The sequence below is a fragment of the Psychromarinibacter halotolerans genome (genome assembly GCF_029168315.1).
Lineage (GTDB): Bacteria > Pseudomonadota > Alphaproteobacteria > Rhodobacterales > Rhodobacteraceae > Psychromarinibacter > Psychromarinibacter halotolerans.
This window is the reverse complement of the sequence record NZ_JARGYD010000003.1, coordinates 119,543-140,792: the sequence shown is the minus strand read 5'-3', so window position 1 is coordinate 140,792 and position 21,250 is coordinate 119,543. Positions and strand designations below refer to the sequence as shown.

19 protein-coding genes and 1 riboswitch are annotated in these 21,250 nt (G+C 66.5%); of the genes, 4 read left to right on the top strand and 15 right to left on the bottom strand.

Annotated features, from left to right (window positions below; genetic code table 11):
* Positions 1 to 4: 4 nt before the first annotated feature.
* From gcvP to gcvT, 3 genes are all read right to left on the bottom strand, one after another.
* Positions 5 to 2,854, bottom strand: coding sequence for an aminomethyl-transferring glycine dehydrogenase (gene gcvP / locus P1K30_RS09245; protein ID WP_275632435.1), 2,850 nt, complete (start codon positions 2,852 to 2,854; stop codon positions 5 to 7).
* Between the two features lie 77 nt (positions 2,855 to 2,931).
* The gene (gcvH, locus tag P1K30_RS09240; RefSeq protein WP_275632434.1) at positions 2,932 to 3,291 is read right to left on the bottom strand and encodes a glycine cleavage system protein GcvH; all 360 of its coding nucleotides are present in this window, start codon (positions 3,289 to 3,291) and stop codon (positions 2,932 to 2,934) included.
* A gap of 16 nt (positions 3,292 to 3,307) precedes the next feature.
* Positions 3,308 to 4,438: a glycine cleavage system aminomethyltransferase GcvT gene (gcvT, locus tag P1K30_RS09235; protein WP_275632433.1), complete on the bottom strand. Its 1,131-nt coding sequence runs from the start codon at positions 4,436 to 4,438 to the stop codon at positions 3,308 to 3,310.
* 142 nt (positions 4,439 to 4,580) lie between these two features.
* Positions 4,581 to 4,668, bottom strand: a riboswitch (glycine riboswitch).
* Between the two features lie 73 nt (positions 4,669 to 4,741).
* Here gcvT and P1K30_RS09230 point away from each other — a divergent pair.
* Positions 4,742 to 5,305 (top strand): gamma-glutamylcyclotransferase family protein, encoded by a 564-nt coding sequence (locus P1K30_RS09230; RefSeq protein WP_275632432.1) that lies wholly within the window; start codon positions 4,742 to 4,744, stop codon positions 5,303 to 5,305.
* 165 nt (positions 5,306 to 5,470) lie between these two features.
* Here the strand turns inward: P1K30_RS09230 and P1K30_RS09225 are convergent, their stop codons facing one another.
* The 3 genes from P1K30_RS09225 to carB all read right to left on the bottom strand — a co-directional run bounded on the left by P1K30_RS09225 (position 5,471) and on the right by carB (position 10,434).
* Positions 5,471 to 6,625: a DSD1 family PLP-dependent enzyme gene (locus P1K30_RS09225; protein ID WP_275632431.1), complete on the bottom strand. Its 1,155-nt coding sequence runs from the start codon at positions 6,623 to 6,625 to the stop codon at positions 5,471 to 5,473.
* An 8-nt stretch (positions 6,626 to 6,633) separates the two neighbouring features.
* Positions 6,634 to 7,029 carry an LIC10280 family protein gene (gene lfb1, locus P1K30_RS09220; protein WP_275632430.1) on the bottom strand — a complete coding sequence of 132 codons (396 nt, stop codon included), beginning with the start codon at positions 7,027 to 7,029 and terminating at the stop codon, positions 6,634 to 6,636.
* A gap of 66 nt (positions 7,030 to 7,095) precedes the next feature.
* On the bottom strand, positions 7,096 to 10,434 hold the full coding sequence (gene carB / locus P1K30_RS09215; RefSeq protein WP_275632429.1) for a carbamoyl-phosphate synthase large subunit: 3,339 nt from the start codon (positions 10,432 to 10,434) through the stop codon (positions 7,096 to 7,098).
* A gap of 206 nt (positions 10,435 to 10,640) precedes the next feature.
* On the opposite strand from carB, the gene P1K30_RS09210 reads away from it, so the two are divergent.
* From P1K30_RS09210 to P1K30_RS09200, 3 genes are all read left to right on the top strand, one after another.
* Complete coding sequence (locus P1K30_RS09210) at positions 10,641 to 11,384, top strand: SDR family NAD(P)-dependent oxidoreductase (protein WP_275632428.1); 744 nt, start codon at positions 10,641 to 10,643, stop codon at positions 11,382 to 11,384.
* Between the two features lie 87 nt (positions 11,385 to 11,471).
* The gene (locus P1K30_RS09205) at positions 11,472 to 12,503 is read left to right on the top strand and encodes a four-carbon acid sugar kinase family protein (protein WP_275632427.1); all 1,032 of its coding nucleotides are present in this window, start codon (positions 11,472 to 11,474) and stop codon (positions 12,501 to 12,503) included.
* A 3-nt stretch (positions 12,504 to 12,506) separates the two neighbouring features.
* Positions 12,507 to 13,220, top strand: a complete 714-nt coding sequence (locus tag P1K30_RS09200) for a FadR/GntR family transcriptional regulator (RefSeq protein ID WP_275632426.1) — start codon at positions 12,507 to 12,509, stop codon at positions 13,218 to 13,220.
* Between the two features lie 10 nt (positions 13,221 to 13,230).
* Here the strand turns inward: P1K30_RS09200 and P1K30_RS09195 are convergent, their stop codons facing one another.
* From P1K30_RS09195 to P1K30_RS09155, 9 genes are all read right to left on the bottom strand, one after another.
* Entirely contained in the window at positions 13,231 to 13,770 is a 540-nt protein-coding gene (locus P1K30_RS09195; protein WP_275632425.1) for a hypothetical protein, read from the bottom strand.
* Positions 13,771 to 13,845: 75 nt separating this feature from the next.
* Positions 13,846 to 14,637 carry a creatininase family protein gene (locus P1K30_RS09190; RefSeq protein ID WP_275632424.1) on the bottom strand — a complete coding sequence of 264 codons (792 nt, stop codon included), beginning with the start codon at positions 14,635 to 14,637 and terminating at the stop codon, positions 13,846 to 13,848.
* Positions 14,634 to 15,554 (bottom strand): isopenicillin N synthase family dioxygenase, encoded by a 921-nt coding sequence (locus P1K30_RS09185; RefSeq protein WP_275632423.1) that lies wholly within the window; start codon positions 15,552 to 15,554, stop codon positions 14,634 to 14,636. The genes P1K30_RS09190 and P1K30_RS09185 overlap by 4 nt, the downstream gene beginning before the upstream one ends.
* Entirely contained in the window at positions 15,551 to 16,177 is a 627-nt protein-coding gene (locus P1K30_RS09180; RefSeq protein WP_275632422.1) for an NAD(P)H-dependent oxidoreductase, read from the bottom strand. Before P1K30_RS09180 ends, P1K30_RS09185 begins: the two co-directional genes overlap by 4 nt.
* Positions 16,178 to 16,336: 159 nt before the next feature.
* A complete protein-coding gene (locus P1K30_RS09175; protein ID WP_275632421.1) occupies positions 16,337 to 16,918 on the bottom strand; it encodes an NAD(P)H-dependent oxidoreductase in 582 nt (193 codons plus the stop codon).
* Between the two features lie 10 nt (positions 16,919 to 16,928).
* Entirely contained in the window at positions 16,929 to 18,332 is a 1,404-nt protein-coding gene (locus P1K30_RS09170; RefSeq protein ID WP_338052356.1) for an FAD-binding oxidoreductase, read from the bottom strand.
* On the bottom strand, positions 18,329 to 19,588 hold the full coding sequence (locus P1K30_RS09165) for a cytosine deaminase (RefSeq protein WP_275632420.1): 1,260 nt from the start codon (positions 19,586 to 19,588) through the stop codon (positions 18,329 to 18,331). Before P1K30_RS09165 ends, P1K30_RS09170 begins: the two co-directional genes overlap by 4 nt.
* Entirely contained in the window at positions 19,588 to 20,442 is an 855-nt protein-coding gene (locus P1K30_RS09160) for an ABC transporter permease (RefSeq protein ID WP_275632419.1), read from the bottom strand. The genes P1K30_RS09165 and P1K30_RS09160 overlap by 1 nt, the downstream gene beginning before the upstream one ends.
* Positions 20,439 to 21,224, bottom strand: coding sequence for an ABC transporter ATP-binding protein (locus tag P1K30_RS09155; protein WP_275632418.1), 786 nt, complete (start codon positions 21,222 to 21,224; stop codon positions 20,439 to 20,441). The genes P1K30_RS09160 and P1K30_RS09155 overlap by 4 nt, the downstream gene beginning before the upstream one ends.
* Between the last annotated feature and the right edge of the window lie 26 nt (positions 21,225 to 21,250).

The following is a 21,250-nucleotide window of genomic DNA, read 5'->3' as shown; positions in this document are numbered from 1 at the left end:
GCTGCTATTCGGCGGCTTCCGCGTAGGCCTCTAGCGGCGGGCAGGTGCAGATCAGGTGCCGGTCGCCGTAAACGTTGTCGACGCGATTGACCGGCGGCCAGTACTTGTCCACCCGGAACGCCCCCGGCGGGTAACAGCCCTGCTCGCGCGAATAGGGGCGGTCCCATTCCCCGATCAGGTCCTCGACCGTGTGCGGCGCGTGTTTCAGCGGGTTGTTCGCGGCGTCGATCTTCCCGGCTTCGATCTCCGCGATCTCGTCGCGGATCGCCAGCATCGCGGTGCAGAACCGGTCCAGTTCGGCCTTCGTTTCCGACTCGGTCGGTTCCACCATTAGCGTGCCCGCCACCGGGAAGGACATCGTCGGTGCGTGGAACCCGTTGTCCATCAGACGCTTGGCGATGTCGTCCACGGTGACGCCCGCCGATTTCTCGAACGGCCGCGTTTCAAGGATGCACTCGTGCGCGACGTGCCCGGTCTTGCCCTTGAACAGCACGTCATAGGCGCCCTCTAGCCGTTTCGCGATGTAGTTGGCGTTCAGGATCGCCACCTTGGTGGCCTGCGTCAGCCCGTCGCCGCCCATCATCAGGATGTAGGCCCACGAGATCGGCAGGATCATCCCAGACCCGAACGGCGCGGCGGACACCGGCCCTTCGTCGCCCCCGGTCGCCGGGTGGCCGGGCAAGTAAGGGGCAAGGTGCGCCTTCACCCCGATCGGGCCCATGCCGGGGCCCCCGCCACCGTGCGGGATGGCGAAGGTCTTGTGCAAGTTCAGGTGCGACACGTCGGACCCAAGCTCGCCCGGTTTCGACAGCCCGACCATCGCGTTCATGTTCGCGCCATCAAGGTACACCTGCCCGCCGTACTGGTGGGTGATGTCGCAGACCTCGCGCACCGTTTCCTCGAACACGCCGTGGGTCGAGGGATAAGTGATCATGCAGGCGGCCAGCGTGTCGCCCGCCGCTTCCGCCTTGGCGCGAAAATCGTCCAGGTCGATGTCGCCGTTCGCCGCCGACTTCACCACCACGACCTTCATACCGCACATCTGGGCCGAGGCGGGGTTGGTGCCATGCGCCGAGGTCGGGATCAGGCAAACCGACCGCTGGGTGTCACCGTTCGCACGGTGATAGGCGGCGATGGTCAGCAACCCGGCATATTCACCCTGCGCGCCAGAGTTCGGCTGAAGCGACATCGCGTCATAGCCGGTGATCTCGCACAGCTTGGCCGACAGATCCTTGACCAGCGCGGCATAGCCCTGCGTCTGGTCCGTCGGCGCGTAGGGGTGGATGTTCGAGAATTCAGGCCACGTGATCGGCATCATCTCGGCCGCGGCGTTCAGCTTCATCGTGCAGGACCCCAGCGGGATCATCGCCCGGTCTAGCGCAAGGTCGCGGTCCGCAAGACGGCGCATGTAGCGCATCATCTCGGTCTCGGCGCGGTTCATCTGGAACACCGGGTGCGTCAGGTATTCGGTCGTGCGGATCAGCGCGTCGGGCACGCAGATATTGGCCGACTTCGCGCCATAGGTTTCTTCGACACCGAACGCCCGCCACAGCGCCTCGACAGAGGCAGGGCGGGTGGTCTCGTCGATCGACAGGCCCAGCTTCGTGCCGCCGACCCGGCGCAGGTTGATGCCCTCGGCCGCGGCGGTTTTCAGAATGGCGCCCTGCAAGGCGCCGACCTCGACCGTGATGGTGTCGAAGAAGGCGTCCGGTTCCACGACATAGCCCGCCGCCTTCAGCACCTCGGCCACGCGTACCGTTTTGCGGTGCACCTCTTGCGCGATGGCCTTCAGCCCGACGGGCCCGTGAAACACGGCATAGAACGACGCCATCACCGCCAGCAGCGCCTGCGCGGTACAGACGTTCGAAGTCGCCTTTTCGCGGCGAATGTGCTGCTCGCGCGTTTGAAGCGACAGGCGGTAAGCCTTGTTGCCGCGCGCATCGACAGACACGCCGACGATGCGGCCGGGCATCGCCCGCTTGTGGGCGTCGCGGCACGCCATGTAGGCGGCGTGCGGCCCGCCGAAGCCCATCGGAACGCCGAACCGCTGGGTCGAGCCCACCGCGATGTCGGCGTCCATCTGCCCCGGTTCCTTCAGCACGGTCAGCGCCAGCGGATCGGCGATGACAATGCCAAGCGCCTTCTGATCGTGCAGCGCGGCCATCTGGCCGGTAAAGTCGCGCGCGTGGCCATGGGTGCCGGGATACTGGAAGATCGCACCGAACAGCCCCTCGGACGGCATGTCGTCGGGCGCGCCGACGATCACCTCGAACCCCAATGGCTCGGCGCGTGTCTTCATCACCTCGATGTTCTGGGGGTGGCAGTTCTCGTCGATGAAGAAGCCCATCGCCTTGGTTTTGGCCACCCGCTGCGCCATCGCCATCGCCTCGGCCGCGGCGGTGGATTCGTCCAGCAGCGAGGCGTTCGCGACATCCAGCCCCGTCAGGTCGCAGATCATGGTCTGGTAATTCAACAGCGCCTCCAGCCGGCCTTGGCTGATCTCGGGCTGATACGGCGTATAGGCCGTGTACCACGCCGGGTTCTCGAGGATGTACCGCTGGATCGCCGGGGGCGTGACGGTGCCGTAATAGCCTTGACCGATCATCGTCACCAACACGCTGTTCTGCTTGGCGATTTCCCGCATGTACCAGATCAATTCACGCTCTGATTTCGGCGGGCCGAAAGACAGCGGTTCCGCCTGCCGGATCGAACCGGGGACGGTCTCGTCGATCAGCGCATCAAGGCTGTCGCAGCCGATCACCGACAGCATCTCCTCCATTTCGGCCGGGGAAGGGCCGATGTGGCGGCGGTTGGCGAAATCGTGCGGATTGTAGTCGTCGGGCGTGAAAGGCATCGGGTGTCCTTAGTGGCGGAAGCGCGGAACGAGCCCCCCCGGGCAGGGGGGCTCCGGAAGGGCATGCAGGCAGGGGCCTAGCCGACGAAATCCTTGTACTCGGCTTCGTCCATGAAATCGTCCAGCGCGCTGGCGTCCTCGATCTTCATCTTGAAAAACCACGCGTCGCCCATCGGATCCTCGTTCACAAGGCCGGGGTTGGCGACGATGGCTTCGTTGACCTCGACGATCTCGCCATCCAGTGGTGCCAGGATGTCGGACGCGGCCTTGACCGACTCGATCACCGCGACCTCGTCATCCTTGGACACGGTGGTGTCTGCCTCGGGCAGCTCTACGAACACCACGTCGCCCAGCTGCTCGCTGGCGTGTTCGGTGATGCCCACGACGATCAGGTCGCCTTCGGGCCGCAGCCATTCGTGTTCTTCGGTGAATTTCATCTGGGTCTCCTGTTGGTCATCTTTTGTAGGTTGAAGGACGGAACGGCATCGGCACGACCCGCGCGGGCAGGCGCTTGCCCCTGACTTCACCGAACAGCTCGGTGCCGTCTGCGGCATGAGCGATGTCGACATATCCCATCGACATCGGGCCCTCGATCGACGGGCCGAACGCGCCCGATGTGACCGCGCCGATCGGCGAGCCGCCCTCGGCGCTGGCGTAAATCTCGGTCCCCGCCCGCATCGGCGCGCGGCCACCGGGCAGCAGGCCCACGCGGCGGCGGGTGGCGCCGGTTTCCAGCTCGTTCAGAATGCGCGCGGCGCCGGGGAAGCCGCCGGCGCGGTCGCCGCCGGTGCGGCGGGCCTTCTGGATCGCCCATTCCAGCGCGCCCTCGACCGGGCTGGTGGTGGTGTCGATGTCGTTGCCGTAAAGGCACAGCCCCGCCTCCAGCCGCAGCGAGTCGCGGGCGCCAAGGCCGATGGGCTCGACCGCTTCATCGGCCAGCAGCTTGCGCGCAAAGGCCTCGGCCTGCGCCTCGGGCACGGAAATCTCGTACCCGTCCTCGCCGGTGTAGCCCGAACGCGAGATCCACACCTCGCCCCAGTCGCTGTCCGTCACCAGAACGTCCATGAACCGCATCTCCGCTGCAGCGGGAACCAGCGCCGACAGCGCCGCTTCGGCCGATGGGCCCTGAAGCGCCAGCAACGCGCGGTCGGTGATCTCTTCGATCCGGCAGCGGTCGGACAGGGCCGCACGCAGGTGGGCGATGTCGGCGTCCTTGCAGGCGGCGTTCACCACCAGAAACAGGTGATCACCCCGGTTCGCGACCATCAGATCGTCCAGAATGCCACCCGCGTCATCGGTGAACAGCGCATACCGTTGACGGCCCGGCTTCAGCCCGAGGATCGCCTGCGGCACCAGCGTTTCAAGCGCGGCGGAGGCGCTTGCGACATCGCCGTCCAGCGGGGTCAGCAGGACCTGTCCCATGTGGCTGACGTCGAACAGCCCGGCGGCGGCGCGGCAGTGCAGGTGTTCCTTCATCACGCCCAGCGGATACTGCACCGGCATGTCATACCCGGCGAAGGGCACCATCTTGGCGCCAAGCTCTACGTGCAGATCGTACAGACAGGTCCGTTTCAGCTCGGCCATGCCGCCCCTTTCATAGCTCGCCGGAAAACGATGCCGGCACCGAAAAACGCGGTCGCTCCGCGCACGATGCCCCCTCTGTCCTTTCGCCTGAGATCGTTATCCCTTCGGCGGACGCCCATTGCGCCTCTCTCCAGAGTTTGTGACCGACCAGCAGGTCCTGTTGCCTGAGAGTTTACCGGGGCGGTTGCTCCTTCGGCACCGGTCTGAACCGGTTCTCCCTGGGTCGGTGTCGCAACGCTACGCGATGTGCCGCGGTGCGGCAAGGGGTTGTATTCCGGGCAGGGACGGGCGACCAGTCGGGCCATGACCGACCCCTTCTTTTTCGGCTACGGATCGCTTGTGAACCGGGCCACGCATGTCTTCTCGGATGCCCACCCCGCCACGCTGACCGGCTGGCGCCGGGTCTGGCGGCACACCCGGCTGCGCCCCGTGGCGTTCCTGACCGCCGAACCCGCCGACGGCGTCGAGATCGAAGGTCTGGTGGCCCACGTTCCGGGCGACGACTGGGTCGCGCTGGACGAACGCGAGGCGGCCTATGACAGGTCGGTCGTGACCGACCGGGTCGGCCACGCCGTGCCCCGGCCGATCGAGGTTCAGGTCTATTCCATCCCGAGCGGCAAGCACGGCGTCCCGGACGACTCGCACCCTGTGCTGCTTAGCTATCTCGACGTGGTGGTGCAGGGCTATCTGCGCGAGTTCGGCGAGGCGGGCGTGGCGCGCTTCTTCCACACCACCGGCGGCTGGGACGCGCCGATCCGCGATGATCGCGCCGCGCCGGTCTATCCCCGGCACCAGACGCTGTCGCCGGACGAACGCGCGCTGGTCAACGACTGGCTGCGTGAAGTGGACGCGCGGGTCATCGCGTGACGCTGGGGCCGGGGCGAGGGGCCAGCCCCTCGCGCTCCCCGAGGTATTTTAAAAGAGAAGAAGGGCCCGGAAGATGCTGCTTCTTCTCTTGAACAATACCTCGGGGGAGTCACGCGGCAGCGTGACGGGGGCAGAGCCCCCTTCGCCGGACCGATGTCGCAAAGCCTAGTAGCTGCGGCCGCGGGCGGATACCGGCCAGAGCACTTCGACCACGCCGTTCCGGACCCCCACGTACCAGTCGTGCAGGTTGCAGGTCGGGTCGCAGTGGCTGGGCACCAGTTTCAGCTTTTCGCCGGATTTCAGCACGTTGGCCGGATCCTCCAGCGTGCCGTGCTCGTCGGAGGGCTGGATGTAGGTCACGTCGGTTCGGCCGAAAACATGCGGCACGCCGCATTCGAACGTGGTCGATTTCAGCCCCGCATCGCAGACCGCGCGCCCGGGCTGGGCGGTGCTTAGGATCTGCGACAGCACGAACAGCGCGTTCTCCCACGTGCCGTCGTCCAGCCGCCGACCGTCCTTGTCCAGCACGCGGCCATAGTCGCCGTCCATGAAGGCGTAGGAGCCGCACTGCAGTTCGGTGTACAGGCCCGACGCGGTTTCGAATTCGAAACTGCCGGTGCCCGCGCCGGTGACCGTTTCGGCGGGAAGGCCGGCTGCCTTCAGCGTGTCCAGAACGCCCGACAGCAATCTGTGCAGCGCCGCGAAGATCTCGGCGCGCTCGGCGTGGGTCGGGACGTGCTGCAGGGTGCCGTGATACGCTTGGATGCCCGCGAACCGCAGGCCGGGTGCATCGTCGATCGCGCGGGCCAGCGCCAGCGCCTCGTCCGCGGTGCTGACGCCGCAGCGCCGCATCCCGCAGTCGAGCTCGACAAGGCAATCCACCGTCACCCCGTGCCGCACCGCCGCCGCCGACAGGTCCGCCACATTGCCTGCGTCGTCGACACAGACGGACACGGTGCCGCCCAGCGACGGCAGCCGCATCATGCGGTCGATTTTCACCGGGTCGACGACCTGATTGGTGATCAGCACGTCGGTCACGCCGCCGCGCACGAAGGTTTCCGCCTCGGCCACCTTCTGGCAGCAGACCCCGACCGCGCCGCCCAGTTCCATCTGAAGCTTCGCGACGTCGACGGACCGGTGCATCTTGCCGTGCGCGCGATGCCGAATGCCATGCGCCCGGGCGTGGTCGCCCAGCTTGCGGATGTTGCGTTCCAGCGCGTCGAGGTCCAGCACCAGCGCGGGTGTCTGGATGTCGGCGGCCGCCATGCCGGGTTCGGCGGGGATGTCGTACCCCACCTGAAGGTCTTGCAGGTCTTTCATCGGATCCCTCAGTTGGGCGAAAGTTTCTCTAGCGCGCGGCCATCGGCCCATGTGCCGTGCAGCTCGCCGTCGGGCATCAGGACGTAGACGATCGGGTCCTCGGCGCCCCAGTCGACGGTCAGCACGCGGCCGTCGATCCTGCCTTCGCCGGTATAGGTCTCGCGGCCGACACGCCAGAACACGCGGACGGTCGCGCCCTGCTGTTCCAGCCGCGCCTGACCGTAATATTCCGTCCCGTCGAAGTTGAGGCCGCGCAGTTCGTAGGTGCCGGCGACACCGCGCAGGGCGGACCCGCCGGCGTTTCCCTGTCCGCCGCCCTGGCCGCCTCCCTGTGCGAAGGCGGGGAAGGCGGCAAGCGAGACAAGCGCAGTCAGTCCGGCGGCGAATTGGCGGCGGTTGGGCATGTGGGGCTCCTGTCTGGACAGGGCCGAGTGTGGGTCAGGCCTTGCGGGAAGGCAAGACGCCGCCCGCTACTGAAGCGAGCGGACGCCGATTTCGCCTTCCTGGCGGGCTTTCATCGCCAGCGCCGCCGCATGGCTGCCCGCAAGCGTGGTGAAGTAGGGGATTTTGTCCATCAGCGCGACGTTGCGCATCGACCGCGAATCCTCGACCGCCTGTGCGCTCTCGGTGGAGTTCATCACCAGCGACACGCCGCCGTCCTTCATCACGTCGACGATGTTCGGGCGGCCTTCATAGGCCTTCTTCACCACCTCGGCGCCGATGCCCTGTTCCTTCAGGAAAGACGCGGTGCCGCGTGTGGCGAGGATCTTGAAACCAAGGTCGGTCAGGATCTGCGCTGTCTCGATCAGTTCGGGCGACTTGTCCTCGTCCTTGATCGACAGGAATGCGGTGCCGCCTTCGGGCAGGACGGTGCCTGCGCCCAGCTGGGCCTTGTAGAACGCCTGCGGGAAGGACCGGTCCCAGCCCATCACCTCGCCGGTGGACCGCATTTCCGGGCCAAGCAGCGTGTCGACGCCCGGGAAGCGGGCGAAGGGCATCACGGCTTCCTTGACCGAGAACCACGGCATGTTCGGATCGGCCAGCGTCATCGGGTCGGCCAGTGGCAGCGGGTCGTCGGGGCTGGTGTCGGGCGTGTAGGGCGCGCGGGTCGGGAAGGTCGACAGCGGCTCACCCGCCATCAGGCGCGCCGCGATGGACGCGATGGCCGAGTCGGTGGCTTTCGCGACAAAGGGCACCGTGCGCGAGGCACGCGGGTTCACCTCGATCAGGTAGACCTCGCCATCCTTGACCGCGAACTGCACGTTCATCAGGCCAACGACGTTCAGCGCCCGGGCCAGAGCGACGGCCTGACGTTCCAATTCCTCGACGATCTCGCGCGACAGGGTGTGCGGCGGCAACGAGCAGGCACTGTCGCCCGAATGGACGCCGGCCTCTTCGATGTGCTGCATGACGCCCGCGATATGGACGTTCTCGCCGTCGGACAGGCAGTCGACGTCGACCTCGGTCGCGCCCGACAGGTAGCTGTCCAGCAGGACCGGGCTGTCACCCGACACCACGACCGCCTCGGCGATGTAGCGCTCCAGATGCGCCATGTCGCGGACGATCTCCATCGCGCGGCCACCCAGAACGTAGGACGGCCGGATCACCAGCGGGAAGCCGATCTTCTCGGCGGCGGCCAGCGCCTCGGCGTCGGTCGAGGCGATCGCGTTGGTCGGCTGCTTCAGGTCCAGCTTGTACAGCAGCGCCTGGAACCGCTCGCGGTCTTCGGCAAGGTCGATCGCGTCGGGCGTGGTGCCAAGGATCGGAATGCCGGATTCGTGCAGCGCGTTGGCCAGTTTCAGCGGCGTCTGCCCGCCGAATTGCACGATCACGCCATGCAGCGTGCCCGCTTCCTGTTCGACGCGCAGGATCTCCATGACGTGTTCGAAGGTCAGCGGTTCGAAATACAACCGGTCCGAGGTGTCATAGTCGGTCGACACCGTTTCCGGGTTGCAGTTGATCATGATCGTCTCGTAGCCCTGATCGCTGAGCGCAAAGCAGGCGTGACAACAGCAATAGTCGAACTCGATGCCTTGGCCGATCCGGTTCGGACCGCCGCCAAGGATCACGACCTTTTTCTTGTCCGACGGACGCGCTTCGTCCTCGACCTCGCCCATCACCGGGCTTTCGTAGGTCGAGTACATGTAGGGCGTTTGCGCCTCGAACTCGGCGGCGCAGGTGTCGATGCGCTTGAACACGGCGGTGACACCCTGTGCCAAACGTGCGGCGCGGATGCTGGCTTCGGTCCGGCCGGTCAGCTTGGCCAGCCGGGCATCGGTGAAGCCCATCATCTTCAGCTTGCGCAGTCCGGTTTCGTCCTGCGGCAGGCCGTTTTCGCGCACGGCGGCTTCGGCCTCGACGATCTCGCGGATGCGGTCAAGGAACCACGGGTCGAACTTGGTGACGTGCTGGATCGTGTCGTTGTCCAGACCGTGCCGCATCGCCTGTGCGATCATCCGCAGGCGGTCGGGGGTCTGAGCCGACAGCGCCTTGATGATCGCGGCCTCGTCGGGGGTGCCGTCGGTGCCGGGGATGGTGATCTCGTCGAAGCCGGTCAGCCCGGTCTCCAGCGACGCCAGCGCCTTTTGCAGGGATTCGTGGATCGTGCGGCCGATGGCCATCGCCTCGCCGACCGACTTCATCGCGGTGGTCAGTTCGGGTTTCGAACCCGGGAACTTCTCGAAGGCGAAGCGCGGGATCTTGGTGACGACATAGTCGATGGTCGGCTCGAACGAGGCGGGCGTGACCTTGGTGATGTCGTTGTCCAGCTCGTCCAGCGTATAGCCGACGGCCAGCTTCGCGGCGATCTTGGCGATCGGGAAGCCGGTGGCCTTCGACGCAAGCGCCGACGACCGCGACACGCGCGGGTTCATCTCGATCACGACCATGCGGCCGTCTTCGGGGTTCACGGCCCACTGAACGTTCGAGCCGCCGGTTTCCACGCCGATCTCGCGCAGGACGGCGATCGAGCCGTTGCGCATGATCTGGTATTCCTTGTCGGTCAGCGTCAGCGCCGGGGCCACGGTGATGGAATCGCCGGTGTGCACACCCATCGGGTCCACGTTTTCGATGGCGCAGACGATGATCGCGTTGTCCGCCTTGTCGCGGACGACCTCCATCTCGAATTCCTTCCAGCCCAGCAGGCTTTCATCCACAAGGATCTGCCCCACCGGAGAAGCTTCCATGCCGGACCGGCAGTACAGCTCGTAGTCTTCGCGGTTGTACGCCACGCCGCCGCCGGTGCCGCCAAGGGTAAAGGCGGGGCGGATGATCGCAGGCAGGCCGATGTGTTCCAGCGCCGCAAGCGCGTCTTTCATGCCCGCCGCGATGTCGCGCTTGCCGTTCTCCATCTTCGGAGAGGTCACGATCGTCGCCTTCGGGTTTTCAAGCCCGATCCGGTCCATCGCGTCGCGGAACAGCTTGCGGTCTTCGGCCATCTCGATGGCGTCGCGCTTGGCGCCGATCATCTCGACGCCGAACTTGTCCAGCACGCCCATCTCTTCCAGCGCCAGAGAGGTGTTCAGACCGGTCTGGCCTCCCATCGTCGGCAGCAGCGCATCGGGGCGCTCTTTCTCGATGATCTTTGCGACGACCTCGGGGGTGATCGGCTCGATATAGGTGGCGTCGGCAAGACCGGGGTCGGTCATGATCGTCGCGGGGTTCGAGTTCACGAGGATGACGCGGTAGCCTTCCTCGCGCAGCGCCTTGCAGGCTTGGGCGCCGGAATAGTCGAACTCGCACGCCTGACCGATGATGATGGGTCCCGCGCCGATGATCATGATGGACTGGATGTCTGTTCTTTTCGGCATGGCGTTTCCCCGGGCATGACAGCGGGCGCGTGACGAGCAGAGTCGCGCGCAAAATTGGCGCGGTCTTAAGGCCCCGCCGGGTCCGCTGCAACCCCCAACGGGGAAACCCCGGGCAGCTTCGCGAGCGTCACCGGCGCTGAAGGAAAGCCTTGCACAGCAGGCGTTCGATTTGGCAACGGAAGCAGGACGCAAAACGGGAGGCAGGTATGCTTGCAGAGAAGAGAGCAATCGTCAGTGGCGCAAGCCGGGGCATCGGTCGGGCCATCGCCCTGCAACTGGCGCGGGCGGGCGCGGACGTGATGGTGCACGGCACCCGCGCAGAGTTGCTGCAGGAGCTGGCAGCAGAGATCGCCGCGCTGGGCGTGCGGTCCGCGTGGATCGCCGGGGACGTGGCGCAAGAGCAGACGGCGCGGGACGCGGTCGCACAGGCGACAGAGGAGTTCGGCGGTGTCGATATCCTTGTCTGCAACGCGGGCATCAACACGCGGTCCTCGACGCTGGACATGGCGCTGGACGACTGGCAGCGGGTGATGGACGTGAACCTGAACGGCACGCTGCATTTCTGCCGCGCGGTCCTGCCGGGCATGATCGCGCAGGGTGGCGGCAAGATCGTCAACGTGTCGTCCACCACCGCGAAGACGCCGCACAAGAATGCCGCGCCGGCGTATGGTGCGTCGAAGGCGGCGGTGAACTATCTGACCCAGCACCTTGCGCGGGAAATGGCGCCGCATGGCATCTTCGTGAACGCCGTCTGCCCCGGCCCGGTCGAAAGCGACATGACCGCCCAGTGGGACGACGACTATCGTCAGCGGGTGCTGGCCGGGGTGCCCATCGGTAGGCTGGGAACGCCCGAGCAGATTGCCGAAACCGTCGTTTTCCTTGCTGGTCCGGGGTCGGATTTCATCACCGGAGAGACGGTGAACGCCAATGGCGGCACCTATATGAACTGACTTAATGTAAACTTGTAAGTCCCACGAATGCGTTGACTGTAAAGGGTCTGTGGTATTAGCTCTAACAACTTCCAGGGAGGATGGGAGATGATGGTGCCGCGGCTGGCGATCATTGCAGACGATCTTACGGGCGCTTTGGACAGCGCCGCGCCCTTCGCCGGGATCGACGGCGGAGTGGTCGTGGCGACACATCTGATGGCGCTTCCGTCCGCGCTTGAGGCCGGGGGCGGCGTCGTTGCGGTCTCGACCCGCTCGCGCGAGATTCCGGCCGCCGAGGCGCGGGGCCGCGTTGCGGCGGCGCTGGCCGCCTTCGGGCCTAGCGTGCGGATCTTCAAGAAGATCGATTCCCGCCTGAAAGGCCATCTCGAGGCCGAGCTGGACCCGCTGAAGGGTCGGCTGACGGTTCTGCCCGCGATCCCCGAGTTCGGTCGCGTTGTGAAGGGCGGCAGCTTGCAGGGATTCGGGGTCGAAACGCCGATTTCGGTGGGCGCGGCGCTGGGTGCGGCGGCGGCACGCGCCACGGTGCCGGACGTCGCGACGGACGCCGACATGGAGGCCGCGTTGGCCGCAGCCGAGGACGCAACAACGAACGAGGGCGCGCTGGTCGGCGCGCGCGGTCTGGCGCAGGCGCTTGCCGCGCGCTGGGGGCTGGCGCCGGTCGCGACGGGCGGTCTGCCCGCACCCGCCTGCTTGGTGGTCGGCTCGACCGACCCGATCACGCGCGCACAGGTCGCCGCCCTGTGTGACGGCCGCAGCGACGTGCACGTCGTCGCCGCGCCCGGCGGGAAGGTGCCTCAAGGCGAGTTACGGTTGGGGATCACGGTGATCATGGCGGAACCCGGGGACGAAACCCGGCCAACGGCGGTGGCCGCCGCGCTGGCCGACGGCGCTCGCTCCTATCTTGCGGCGGCGAAGGGCGCGCTGCTGACGGGCGGCGCCACGGCAGAGGCAGTGCTGGACGCGGCGGGCATCGACTGCCTGCGCGTGGCAGGAGAGGCGATGCCGGGCTTGCCGCTGTGCCGCGCACAAGGCCGTGTCATCGTGACGAAATCCGGTGGCTTTGGCACCGAAGACGCATTACTCCGCCTCGCACCGGCGGCGATCGGGGCGGAAGGTTAAACGATGGCTCAGGATGCGGAAAAGAGCGTAGCGCAGCGCAGAAGTCTGGCGGACGGCGTGTTCGACAGGTTGAACCGGGCGATCAAGTCCGGGGCTTACGGCGCGGACGAACGCCTGCCGACGGAACACGACCTTGCCGCCGAGTTTCAGGTCTCGCGCCCCGTGGTCCGCGAAGCCCTGCGCCGCCTGCGCGAACATGGCCTGATCTATTCCCGCCGCGGCGCGGGCAGCTTCGTGCGGCAGTCCGGCCTGAAAGAGCCGCTGGGCTTCGGTCACGTCGCCAGCATCTCTGACCTTGAACGCTGCTACGAGTTCCGCATCACGCTGGAACCCGAGGCCGCCGCCGCCGCCGCGCGTCGCCACGACGATGCGGGCATGGACGGGATCATGACCGCGCTGCGCGAAATGCGCGAGGCGACCGACCGCAACCGGCACCGCGAGGACGCCGACTTTGCCTTCCACCTGTCGATCGCCAAGGCGTCGGACAACGGGTACTTCGCAACGGCGATGGAGGCGCTGGAAGACCATATCGCGGTCGGGATGCAGTTTCACGGCGCGTCGCTGAAGATCACCCCGGACGGGCTGGCGCATGTCTACGCGGAACACAGCGCCATCGCCGACGCCATTGGCAACCGCGATGCCGACCGCGCGCGCGACCTGATGCGCAGGCACCTGATCGGGTCCCGCGACAGGCTGTTCGACGGCCGCAGGGGCTAGGCGCCCGCCGCTACCACAAGGCCCAGTGACTGCCCGCGAAGGCGTGACCGACGAAGTGGACGAAGGCGTTCAGGTAGAGGATGCCAAGCACCACTGCCGCCACGCGCTGAGCCTTCTTGCGCGACCACAGCACCCACAGGCAGACGGCCGTCAGTACGGCCTCTAACAGCCCGAACAGACGGCCGTGGTGGTCTGCATCCCAGAACGACACGGGGCTTTGCCACGGCTGGCTGGTGATCGGCCAGAAATGCGCGTGGGCGTCTCCGGCGTGGAACGGCAGGTCGAACGCGATGTGCAGAAGCGCGGATGCCGCCAACAGCACGACCCGCCGCCGGTTGGTGGCCAGCGCCCCGATCAGCAGCACGGCATAGACCGGGACAGAGTTGAACACGTCCACCAAAAGGCCCGCCGTTCCGCGCCCTAGAAAATGCTCGGCGTACAGGAACAGGTCGGGCAGCAGCGCGCCGCCGAGGATCCACCAGATATCTCCCTTGCGCGCCCGCCGTCCGAGGGCGGCAAGGGACAGGGCCATGTGGGCTGGCGTGTTCATGCGGCGCTCCGTGTGGTTGCCGCGCAGGGACCACGCGGCGCGCCGCGATGCAAGAGCCGTGCGCGGCCGAGCGCCCTAGTCGAAGGGGCGCGCGTCGACCGAGGGCAGGGGCATGTCGCGCACCTGCCGCAGCAGTTCGATGAACCCGGCGACCTGATGGGCGCAGGTGGCCGCACCCTTCTCGGCGGTGGCGATCGAGGCGTTGCCGACCGTGCCGTCCGGGTTCATGTCCGCCGCGATCCAGCCCCGGCTGATCGGGCCCGTGGGCGGCACGGGGTCGGTCTCGGCCGCGCTGCGGAAGTCGATGGCCTTGGACATGTCCACGCAATCGGGATGGAAATTCAGCATCAAAGACGTTTCGACGTCGCCGCCGTGGATGCCGTACTGCCGTTCGTGATCGGTATACATGCCCTCGGGCGCGCCGAAGTTACCCCACTGGCATTTCACCGCCAGCATCCCGGCCTCGACCCGCAATTCGCGCGACAGGATCGACACAAGGTCGAGGTTGCCGCCGTGCGAGTTCACGATGACGATCTTGCGGTAACCGGCGCGCGCGACCGACAACCCGATCTCTGTCCATGCCGCCAGCGCGGTTGGCGCGGACAGGGTGAGGGTGCCCTTGGCCCAAAGATGTTCGTTCGACTTGCCCACCGCCATGACAGGCAGGATCGCGACGTTCAGATCGTCGGGGCAGGTGGCGCGGAACTGGTCCAGCATCCCGCCCGCGATCATCGTGTCGGTGCCGACCGGCAGGTGCGGCCCGTGCTGTTCGATGGCGGCGGTGGGCAGGATGGCGATGGCCGTCTGCGGGTCGATGTCGGTGAATTCGGGGGCGCGGCGCTGGGCCCAATCGTATCTGTCGGTCATTCCACGGGATCCGGTGTGTATGTGGCGTCAAGGCGCGACCGCAGATAGTCGGCGCCGGTGACGGGGGGATATTTCGCCTCGCCCGTGCCGGGCAGCGCGCGGATGACGCTGTCGGGGTTCGGGTCAAGGAAGAACGCAATCGAGCGGCGCCGACGTTTCGGCGGCAGCACCCGGTGCGGGGTCGAGACGTAGATGTCGTTGGACCACCGCATCAGGCAGTCGCCGATGTTGACGACATAGGCGCCCGGCACATGCGGCACGTCGGTCCAGTCGCCGCCGCGCGGTTTGACCTGCAGACCGGCCTCGCCGTCGGTCATCAGCAGCGTGACCGAGCCATAGTCGGTATGCGCGCCCGCGCCGATCTCGCCTTCGGTGCCCTTCGCCTCGGGGTAGGCAAGGATGCGCAGGATGGCGAGCGGGGCGTCGAAGTGTTCGGCGAAATAGTCGGCATGCAGGCCGAGGTCGGTGGCGATGGCGTGGTGCAGGTCGGTCCCAAGGCGCCAGACTGCGTTGTAATAGGCCAGCATCGTGTCGCGGAATCCGGGCTGGTCGGGCCAGACGTTCACGCCGCGAAACGGCTCGCCCGCCAGAACGCGGGGGTCGTCTTCGGCAAGGTCGAGGCCGACGTTGAACGCCTCTTTGCTGTCGATCTGGCCCGAGGTGTCGTCAAGACTTTCGGACCCGATCCGCGCCCAGCCCCGGTTGTGCGGGTTCTTCGAAATCGACAGCGGCTGCTTTTCGGCGTCCGGTTTCGAGAAAAAGGTGTCGGCCTGCGCGAAAACGCCCGCGATCAGGTCGTCGGGAACGCCGTGTCCCTTCAGCAGGAAAAAGCCGGTGTCGCGGCAGGCTTGGCCGAGCTTGGCGGTGAAACCTTCGGGGTCGGTCGCATAGGTCGACCAATCGAGCACCGGGATCATGCTGTCGTCTCCTCGTTGACTGTCTTGCCGCGCAGAAAGCGGTCCATCTGCTTGTGCACCTTCGCAAGGTGAACGGCCCGGCTGGCATCGCTGGAGCTGTCCATCAGGTAATGCGCCGCGAAGGCGGTCTTGCAGCGTTTCGCGCAGATCAGCCGCAGCCCGCGCAAGATCGTCCGCCGGCCCGGCGCCCCGACAAAGCGCGTCAGCCACCAGCTTGCGCCGCAGGTGGTGAACACGCCCAGCCGGGTGATGTTGGTCATGCCGGGGCGGATCGTCTCGTTCTCGGCCTGCGGCATCAAAAAGGCGATGCCGGGCACCAGCACCCGGTCCAGCCAGCCCTTCAGCATCGCGGGCAGACCGTACCACCACGTCGGGTAGACGAAGATCAGCGTGTCGCACCATTGCAGGTCGGCGATGTAGGCCTCGTGCCCGATCTGGTTCTGCGTCTCGTCGAGGTAGATCTCGTGCTCGTGCGCCGACATGACGGGGTTGAACCCTTCGGCGTAGAGGTCGTGCAGCCGCACCTCGGCGCCGTCGTTGTGCAGGCGTTCCAACACCTTGTCGCGGACGGCGGCGGTGAAGCTTCCCTCGCGGGGGTGGCAGTAGATGACGAGTGCGCGCATGGGGTCAGGGTCTCGGACGGGAACTTGGGGGGCTTGATTTGGGGGCTCTGCCCCCGTCGCACCGAAGGTGCGCGTGGAAGGGTGCGGTGGGGGCTCTGCCCCCGTCGCGCTGGCGCGCGGCTCCCCCGAGGTATTTGGAAAGAGAAGAATAGGCGGCCATCACAGGCGTTCCATCTCGCTCTTTACCCGGTCGAGGTGGGCGGTCAGTTGTGTGTCGGTGTTGTTGTTCATGTCGTAGAGCGCGACGTAGCGTTTCTTGGGCATGCCGCAGGCGTACCAGACCGCGCGGGTGACGCATTTCCGGGGCGGGTCGCCGTTCATCATGGCGCGGAAGCGGGTGCCGCCGTAGGTGGTGCAAGCGGCAAGCTTCTTGATGTTGGTCAGGCCGGGGCGGACGCCGCCGTCCTGCAGCTTGAAGCTGACGCCGGGCAGGAAGACGCGGTCGAGGAACCCCTTCAGGATCGCCGGGTAGCCGAAGTTCCAGACCGGGAAGACCATGACCAGCGCGTCGCAGGCGCGGACGCGGTCGACATAGTCCTTCACCGGTTCGATGTTGGCGGGCTGGTCGTGGTAGCCGCGGCGTTCCAGTTCGGTCAGGACGGGGAAGAAGCCCTCGGCGTTCAGGTCGCAGTCGTCGACCTCCCACCCGCGGGCGGTCAGCGTGTCGACCACGGTGGTGTGAACCGCCGCGTTGAAGCTTTCCGGCACCGGGTGGGCGTAGAGGACGAGGGCCCGGGTCATGCGCCGCGCCTCATTCCGCGGCCTGAAGATGCGGGTAGGCGTACATGCGGTCGTAGCTCCAGTCCGGGTCGTCCCACGAGATCATCTTGCCGGGGTTCAACAGGCCCTTGGGGTCCGCCTCGCGCTTGAAGGACAGCTGCGTGTCGTCGGTGTGCTGACGGCCGCCTTCTTCCAGCGTGTAGCGGTGCGGGTTGAAAATCAGCGCACCGGCTTCTTCGTGCAGGCGGATGATCTCGTCCAGCCGTTCCTCGGTGGTGAACTTCACCATCGACAGCCCGGCGAAGGCGATCTTGCCGTTCATGCGGATCGCTTCGAGGTGTTGCAGGACCTCGGGCGAGAACTCGGTCCGCATCTTTTCGACCAGTTCGCGGTGCTCGGGGAAGGCATAGCGCACCTGCAGGTAGGTGATCGACGGGTCGACCTTCAGCGCGCGCAGGGTGGTGTGGTTCCAGCCGTATTCGAAGATCGGGCCGGGATCGCGGGGCCAGTCGTTGTCGTCCGAGCGGTAGATCAGCTTTGCCTTGGGGCGGCGGCCGAGGAAGGTCAGGAAACCGTCCATCGACTGCGGCGCGACCATCAGGCCGACAAGGTGCGTGCCCTCGTCGACATGGGGCTTTACCCGCTGGAAATAGGCGTGTGCCGTGGGCGCCTCGTAGACAGAGGCGATCTTCAGCAGAATGCCGTCCTCGTTCGCGAGGTCGTCGGCGAAGCCCATCGCGTCGCCGAAATCGTCGAAGGCAACGAAAAGGCCGGTCCAGTCGTAGGCGGGGGCCAGCGGCAGTTCCAGTTCGGTGATGATGCCGTTTGTGCCGTAGGCGTGGCTGACGCGGGCCAGTTCCTCGCCGCGGAATTCCAGCACGCGGGGCTCTTCCTCCATCGTCACGACGCGCAGGCGGATGATGTTGCCGAGATCGCGCAACGACCCCCAGTGGACGGACCCCACACCGCCCGAGCCGCCGGCGATGAAGCCGCCGATCGTCGCGGTGGCCCATGTCGACGAGAACATGCGCAGTTCCTGCCCCGAGGCTTCCTTGGTCTGCGCGTCGAGGTCCTTCAGCAGGATGCCCGGTTCGCAGATCACCCGGCCCGGCGCGATCTCCCTGACCTTGTCCATGTGGCGCAGGTGCATGACGCAGCCGCCCGCCAGCGGCATCGCCTGCCCGTAGTTGCCGGTGCCCGCGCCGCGGGTGGTGACCGGCACGTCGTGGGCGTAGCAGACCTTGAGGATCTCGATCACCTCGGCCTCGTTGCGCGGGCGCACCACGAAATCGGCAAGGACGTGGTCCAGCCGTGTCTTCAGCACCGGCGAGTACCAGAAGAAGTCGCGGGAGGCAGTCTTGATGGCGGCCTCGCGCTCCTCGATGTCGAGGTGGGCAAGGGCGGCTTTCGCGGCGGCGACGTTGTCTTTCATCATGTCCTCATCAGGTCGTCGAGTTCGGCATAGTCCGGCAGGGTGCGGTCGATGGCCAAGCCACCGCGCAGGACGATGCGGTCGGATTGCGGGCGCGCGAACAGCTCGGTCCATTCGCGGGCGCGGAAAACGGTCAGGTCGGCGGGGGCGCCGGGGCTCAGGGTCGGCACCGCGAAGCCGCACGAGGCGGCGGGCGTCGCGAGGCAGGACTGCACCCAGTCGGTGTCGGAGTGGTCGAGATGCGCGATGCGGGTGGCCTGCCGCAGCACCTCGAGCATGTCGAGATCGCCGTAGGCGTAGAACGGATCCCGCGTGTTGTCGCTGGCGAAGGACACCGCGATGCCGCGCGCCTTCATCTCGTGCACCAGCGTGACGCCGCGGCCGCGCGGGGTGCGGTGGGGTTCGCGGTCTTGCAGGTACAGGTTGCACATCGGCAGGCTGACAACGTTCAGGCCCGCTTTGGCGACAAGGTCCAGCGTGTCCATCGCGCGGCTGACGTCCTGCGTCGACAGCGAACAGCAGTGGCCCACCACGACGGGGGCGTCAAAGCCGGTTTCCATCACTACCTCGGCAATGGTGCGCAGGGTTTCGGAACTGGCGTCCATCGTCTCGTCGACGTGGAAATCGACATTCAGCCCGCGTTTGGCGGCCATGTCGAAGAACTGGCGCAGGATGTCGGCCAGCCCGTCGACCGGATAGGTCACCAGCCCCAGCGTGCCCTTGTGCGTGGCGACCGTGTCGGCAAGCTCGGCAAAGTCCCCGTCCGGGGTGAAGGTATCGCAGGCGGCAAGGCTGGAGGCCTGCAGGTCGATCTTCCCGGCCCATTCGTCCCGCATTTCGGCGAAGACCGGCCAGCTGCGGCGGAACTGGCCGTTGGCCGCGTCAAGGTGGGTGCGGATCGCCTTGGTGCCGTGGGCGTAGGCGCAGCGCAGCGAGAAATCCATCCGTGCGCGCACGTCGTCGGGCGTCCAGTTGGCGTGGTCCTCTCGGACGGTGGACAGCGCGCCCGCGAAGGTGCCGTCAGGGTTCGAAGCGCGGGGCCAGATGTGCCCCTTGTCCAGATGGGTGTGCATGTCGGTGAAGCAGGGCAGCACCATCGCCCCGCCCATCGCGACGTCGGTGCCGCCGGGCGCGGCGATCAGCCCGCCGTCGATGCCGATGTCGGTTCGCACAAGGTGACCGGGCTGCCCGACAAGGCAGGCGGGAACCGTCACGTCACGCAGGGTGAAGCGACCCTCGGGGAGTGTCTTGAAGTCCATTATCGTTCTCGTTTTATCGCGCTTTCGTGCCACTTGTGCAGCGCGAGGTAGCTGATCGTGCTCATGATGGCGAAGATCACCACGCCCATGAGCGAGATCAGGATGAGGGCGGCGAACAGCCGTCCGAAGTTGAAGCGGTACGATGCCTCGAGCAGGGTCGAGGCAAGGCCGAGGCCGGTGCCGGACCGGCCGATCACGAATTCCGCCACCACCGCGCCGATCAGGGCGAGACCACCGGCGATCTTCAGCCCGCCAAGGAAGAAGGGCAGCGCCGAGGGCGCATAAAGATAGCGCAGCTTCTGCCAGCGCGAGGCGCCGTAGATCGAGTACAGGTCTTCAAGGTTGTGGTCTGCCGACTTCAGCCCGATCGTCGTGTTCGACAGGATCGGAAAGAAGGCCACGATCCATGCGCACAGCAGCGCGGACATGAAGGCGCTGTCGACGTAGATCTTGATCAGCGGCGCCACCGCCACCACCGGCGTCACCTGAAGGATGACGGCGTAGGGGAAGAACGACATCTCGATCCATTTCGACTGGGTGAAGGCGACCGCAAGCGTGACGCCTCCGATCACCGCCATGATCAGCGCAAGGATCGTCAGGCGTCCGGTGATCAGGATCGCGGGCCAAAGGATCGCCCAGTCCTCGACCATCTTCTGCGCGATCAGCACCGGGCCGGGCAGGATATAGTGCGGCACCTCGCCGATGGTGACGTAAAGGTGCCAGGCGACGACGGCCAGAACCAGCACCAGCGAGGGTAGGAACCAGCGGGCGATCTTCATCAGCTTCTCGCGCCGGGCCTGCGCCAGTTCCTCGGCGTCGACATGGGTGGCGGGGGCGGTGTCGGCGAGGGTCATGCCGGTTCTCCCATGGCTTCGTGCAGCGCGTCGGACGCGTTGCGGCAATAGGCTGCGTATTCGGCCGAGGTGCGGAATTCCTCGGTGCGGGGGTAGGGGGCGTCGACTTCCAGCTCGCGGATCACGCGGCCCGGGCGGGCGGCCATGACCACGATGCGGTCAGACAGAAAAACGGATTCGAACACCGAGTGGGTGACGAATATGACGGTGCAGCCGATCGCCTCGCGCAGGGCCAGAAGGTCCTGGTTCAGCTTGTGGCGCGTGATTTCGTCCAGTGCGGCAAAGGGTTCGTCCATCAGGATCAGGCGCGGCTTGGTCACCAGCGCGCGGGCGATGGACACGCGCATCTTCATCCCGCCCGACAGTTCGCGCGGGAAGGCGCGCTGGAAATTCTCGAGGCCCACCAGCTTCAGCGCCTCAAGCACGTCGTCCTTCACCTCGCTGTAGGACTTGCCGCGCAGGCGGAAGGGCAGCCAGACGTTGTCCTGCACCCGGGCCCACGGCATCAGCGTCGGTTCCTGAAACACGACGCCAAGGTCGCCCGCGTTCTGGCCGCCGGTCCATTCGATACGGCCCGTCGTGGGCTTCATCAGCCCGGCGATCAGCCGCAGCGCGGTGGATTTGCCGCAGCCCGAGGGGCCGAGCAGCGAGATGAAATCGCCCTCGTTCACCGTCAGGTTCATGTCCTTGAGCGCGACCACGTCGCCGCGGAACGTCTTTTCGACGTGGCTCATCTTCAGGAGCGCGGGGCGCTGACCGAGGGGGGCGCGGGCCGTTGGCATAGGTATCTCCGGTCGGGTTGTGTTGA

Bases quoted from the DNA above. Each gene is read 5' to 3' on its own strand.
- P1K30_RS09170 (WP_338052356.1), bottom strand. From the start codon at position 18,332: ATGATGAAAGACAACGTCGCCGCCGCGAAAGCCGCCCTTGCCCACCTC.
- lfb1 (WP_275632430.1), bottom strand. From the start codon at position 7,029: ATGCCCAACCGCCGCCAATTCGCCGCCGGACTGACTGCGCTTGTCTCG.
- P1K30_RS09175 (WP_275632421.1), bottom strand. From the start codon at position 16,918: ATGACCCGGGCCCTCGTCCTCTACGCCCACCCGGTGCCGGAAAGCTTC.
- P1K30_RS09230 (WP_275632432.1), top strand. From the start codon at position 4,742: ATGACCGACCCCTTCTTTTTCGGCTACGGATCGCTTGTGAACCGGGCC.
- carB (WP_275632429.1), bottom strand. From the start codon at position 10,434: ATGCCGAAAAGAACAGACATCCAGTCCATCATGATCATCGGCGCGGGA.
- P1K30_RS09205 (WP_275632427.1), top strand. From the start codon at position 11,472: ATGATGGTGCCGCGGCTGGCGATCATTGCAGACGATCTTACGGGCGCT.
- P1K30_RS09210 (WP_275632428.1), top strand. From the start codon at position 10,641: ATGCTTGCAGAGAAGAGAGCAATCGTCAGTGGCGCAAGCCGGGGCATC.
- P1K30_RS09225 (WP_275632431.1), bottom strand. From the start codon at position 6,625: ATGAAAGACCTGCAAGACCTTCAGGTGGGGTACGACATCCCCGCCGAA.
- P1K30_RS09195 (WP_275632425.1), bottom strand. From the start codon at position 13,770: ATGAACACGCCAGCCCACATGGCCCTGTCCCTTGCCGCCCTCGGACGG.
- P1K30_RS09155 (WP_275632418.1), bottom strand. From the start codon at position 21,224: ATGCCAACGGCCCGCGCCCCCCTCGGTCAGCGCCCCGCGCTCCTGAAG.
- P1K30_RS09185 (WP_275632423.1), bottom strand. From the start codon at position 15,554: ATGATCCCGGTGCTCGATTGGTCGACCTATGCGACCGACCCCGAAGGT.
- gcvH (WP_275632434.1), bottom strand. From the start codon at position 3,291: ATGAAATTCACCGAAGAACACGAATGGCTGCGGCCCGAAGGCGACCTG.
- gcvT (WP_275632433.1), bottom strand. From the start codon at position 4,438: ATGGCCGAGCTGAAACGGACCTGTCTGTACGATCTGCACGTAGAGCTT.
- gcvP (WP_275632435.1), bottom strand. From the start codon at position 2,854: ATGCCTTTCACGCCCGACGACTACAATCCGCACGATTTCGCCAACCGC.
- P1K30_RS09180 (WP_275632422.1), bottom strand. From the start codon at position 16,177: ATGCGCGCACTCGTCATCTACTGCCACCCCCGCGAGGGAAGCTTCACC.
- P1K30_RS09160 (WP_275632419.1), bottom strand. From the start codon at position 20,442: ATGACCCTCGCCGACACCGCCCCCGCCACCCATGTCGACGCCGAGGAA.
- P1K30_RS09165 (WP_275632420.1), bottom strand. From the start codon at position 19,588: ATGGACTTCAAGACACTCCCCGAGGGTCGCTTCACCCTGCGTGACGTG.
- P1K30_RS09190 (WP_275632424.1), bottom strand. From the start codon at position 14,637: ATGACCGACAGATACGATTGGGCCCAGCGCCGCGCCCCCGAATTCACC.
- P1K30_RS09200 (WP_275632426.1), top strand. From the start codon at position 12,507: ATGGCTCAGGATGCGGAAAAGAGCGTAGCGCAGCGCAGAAGTCTGGCG.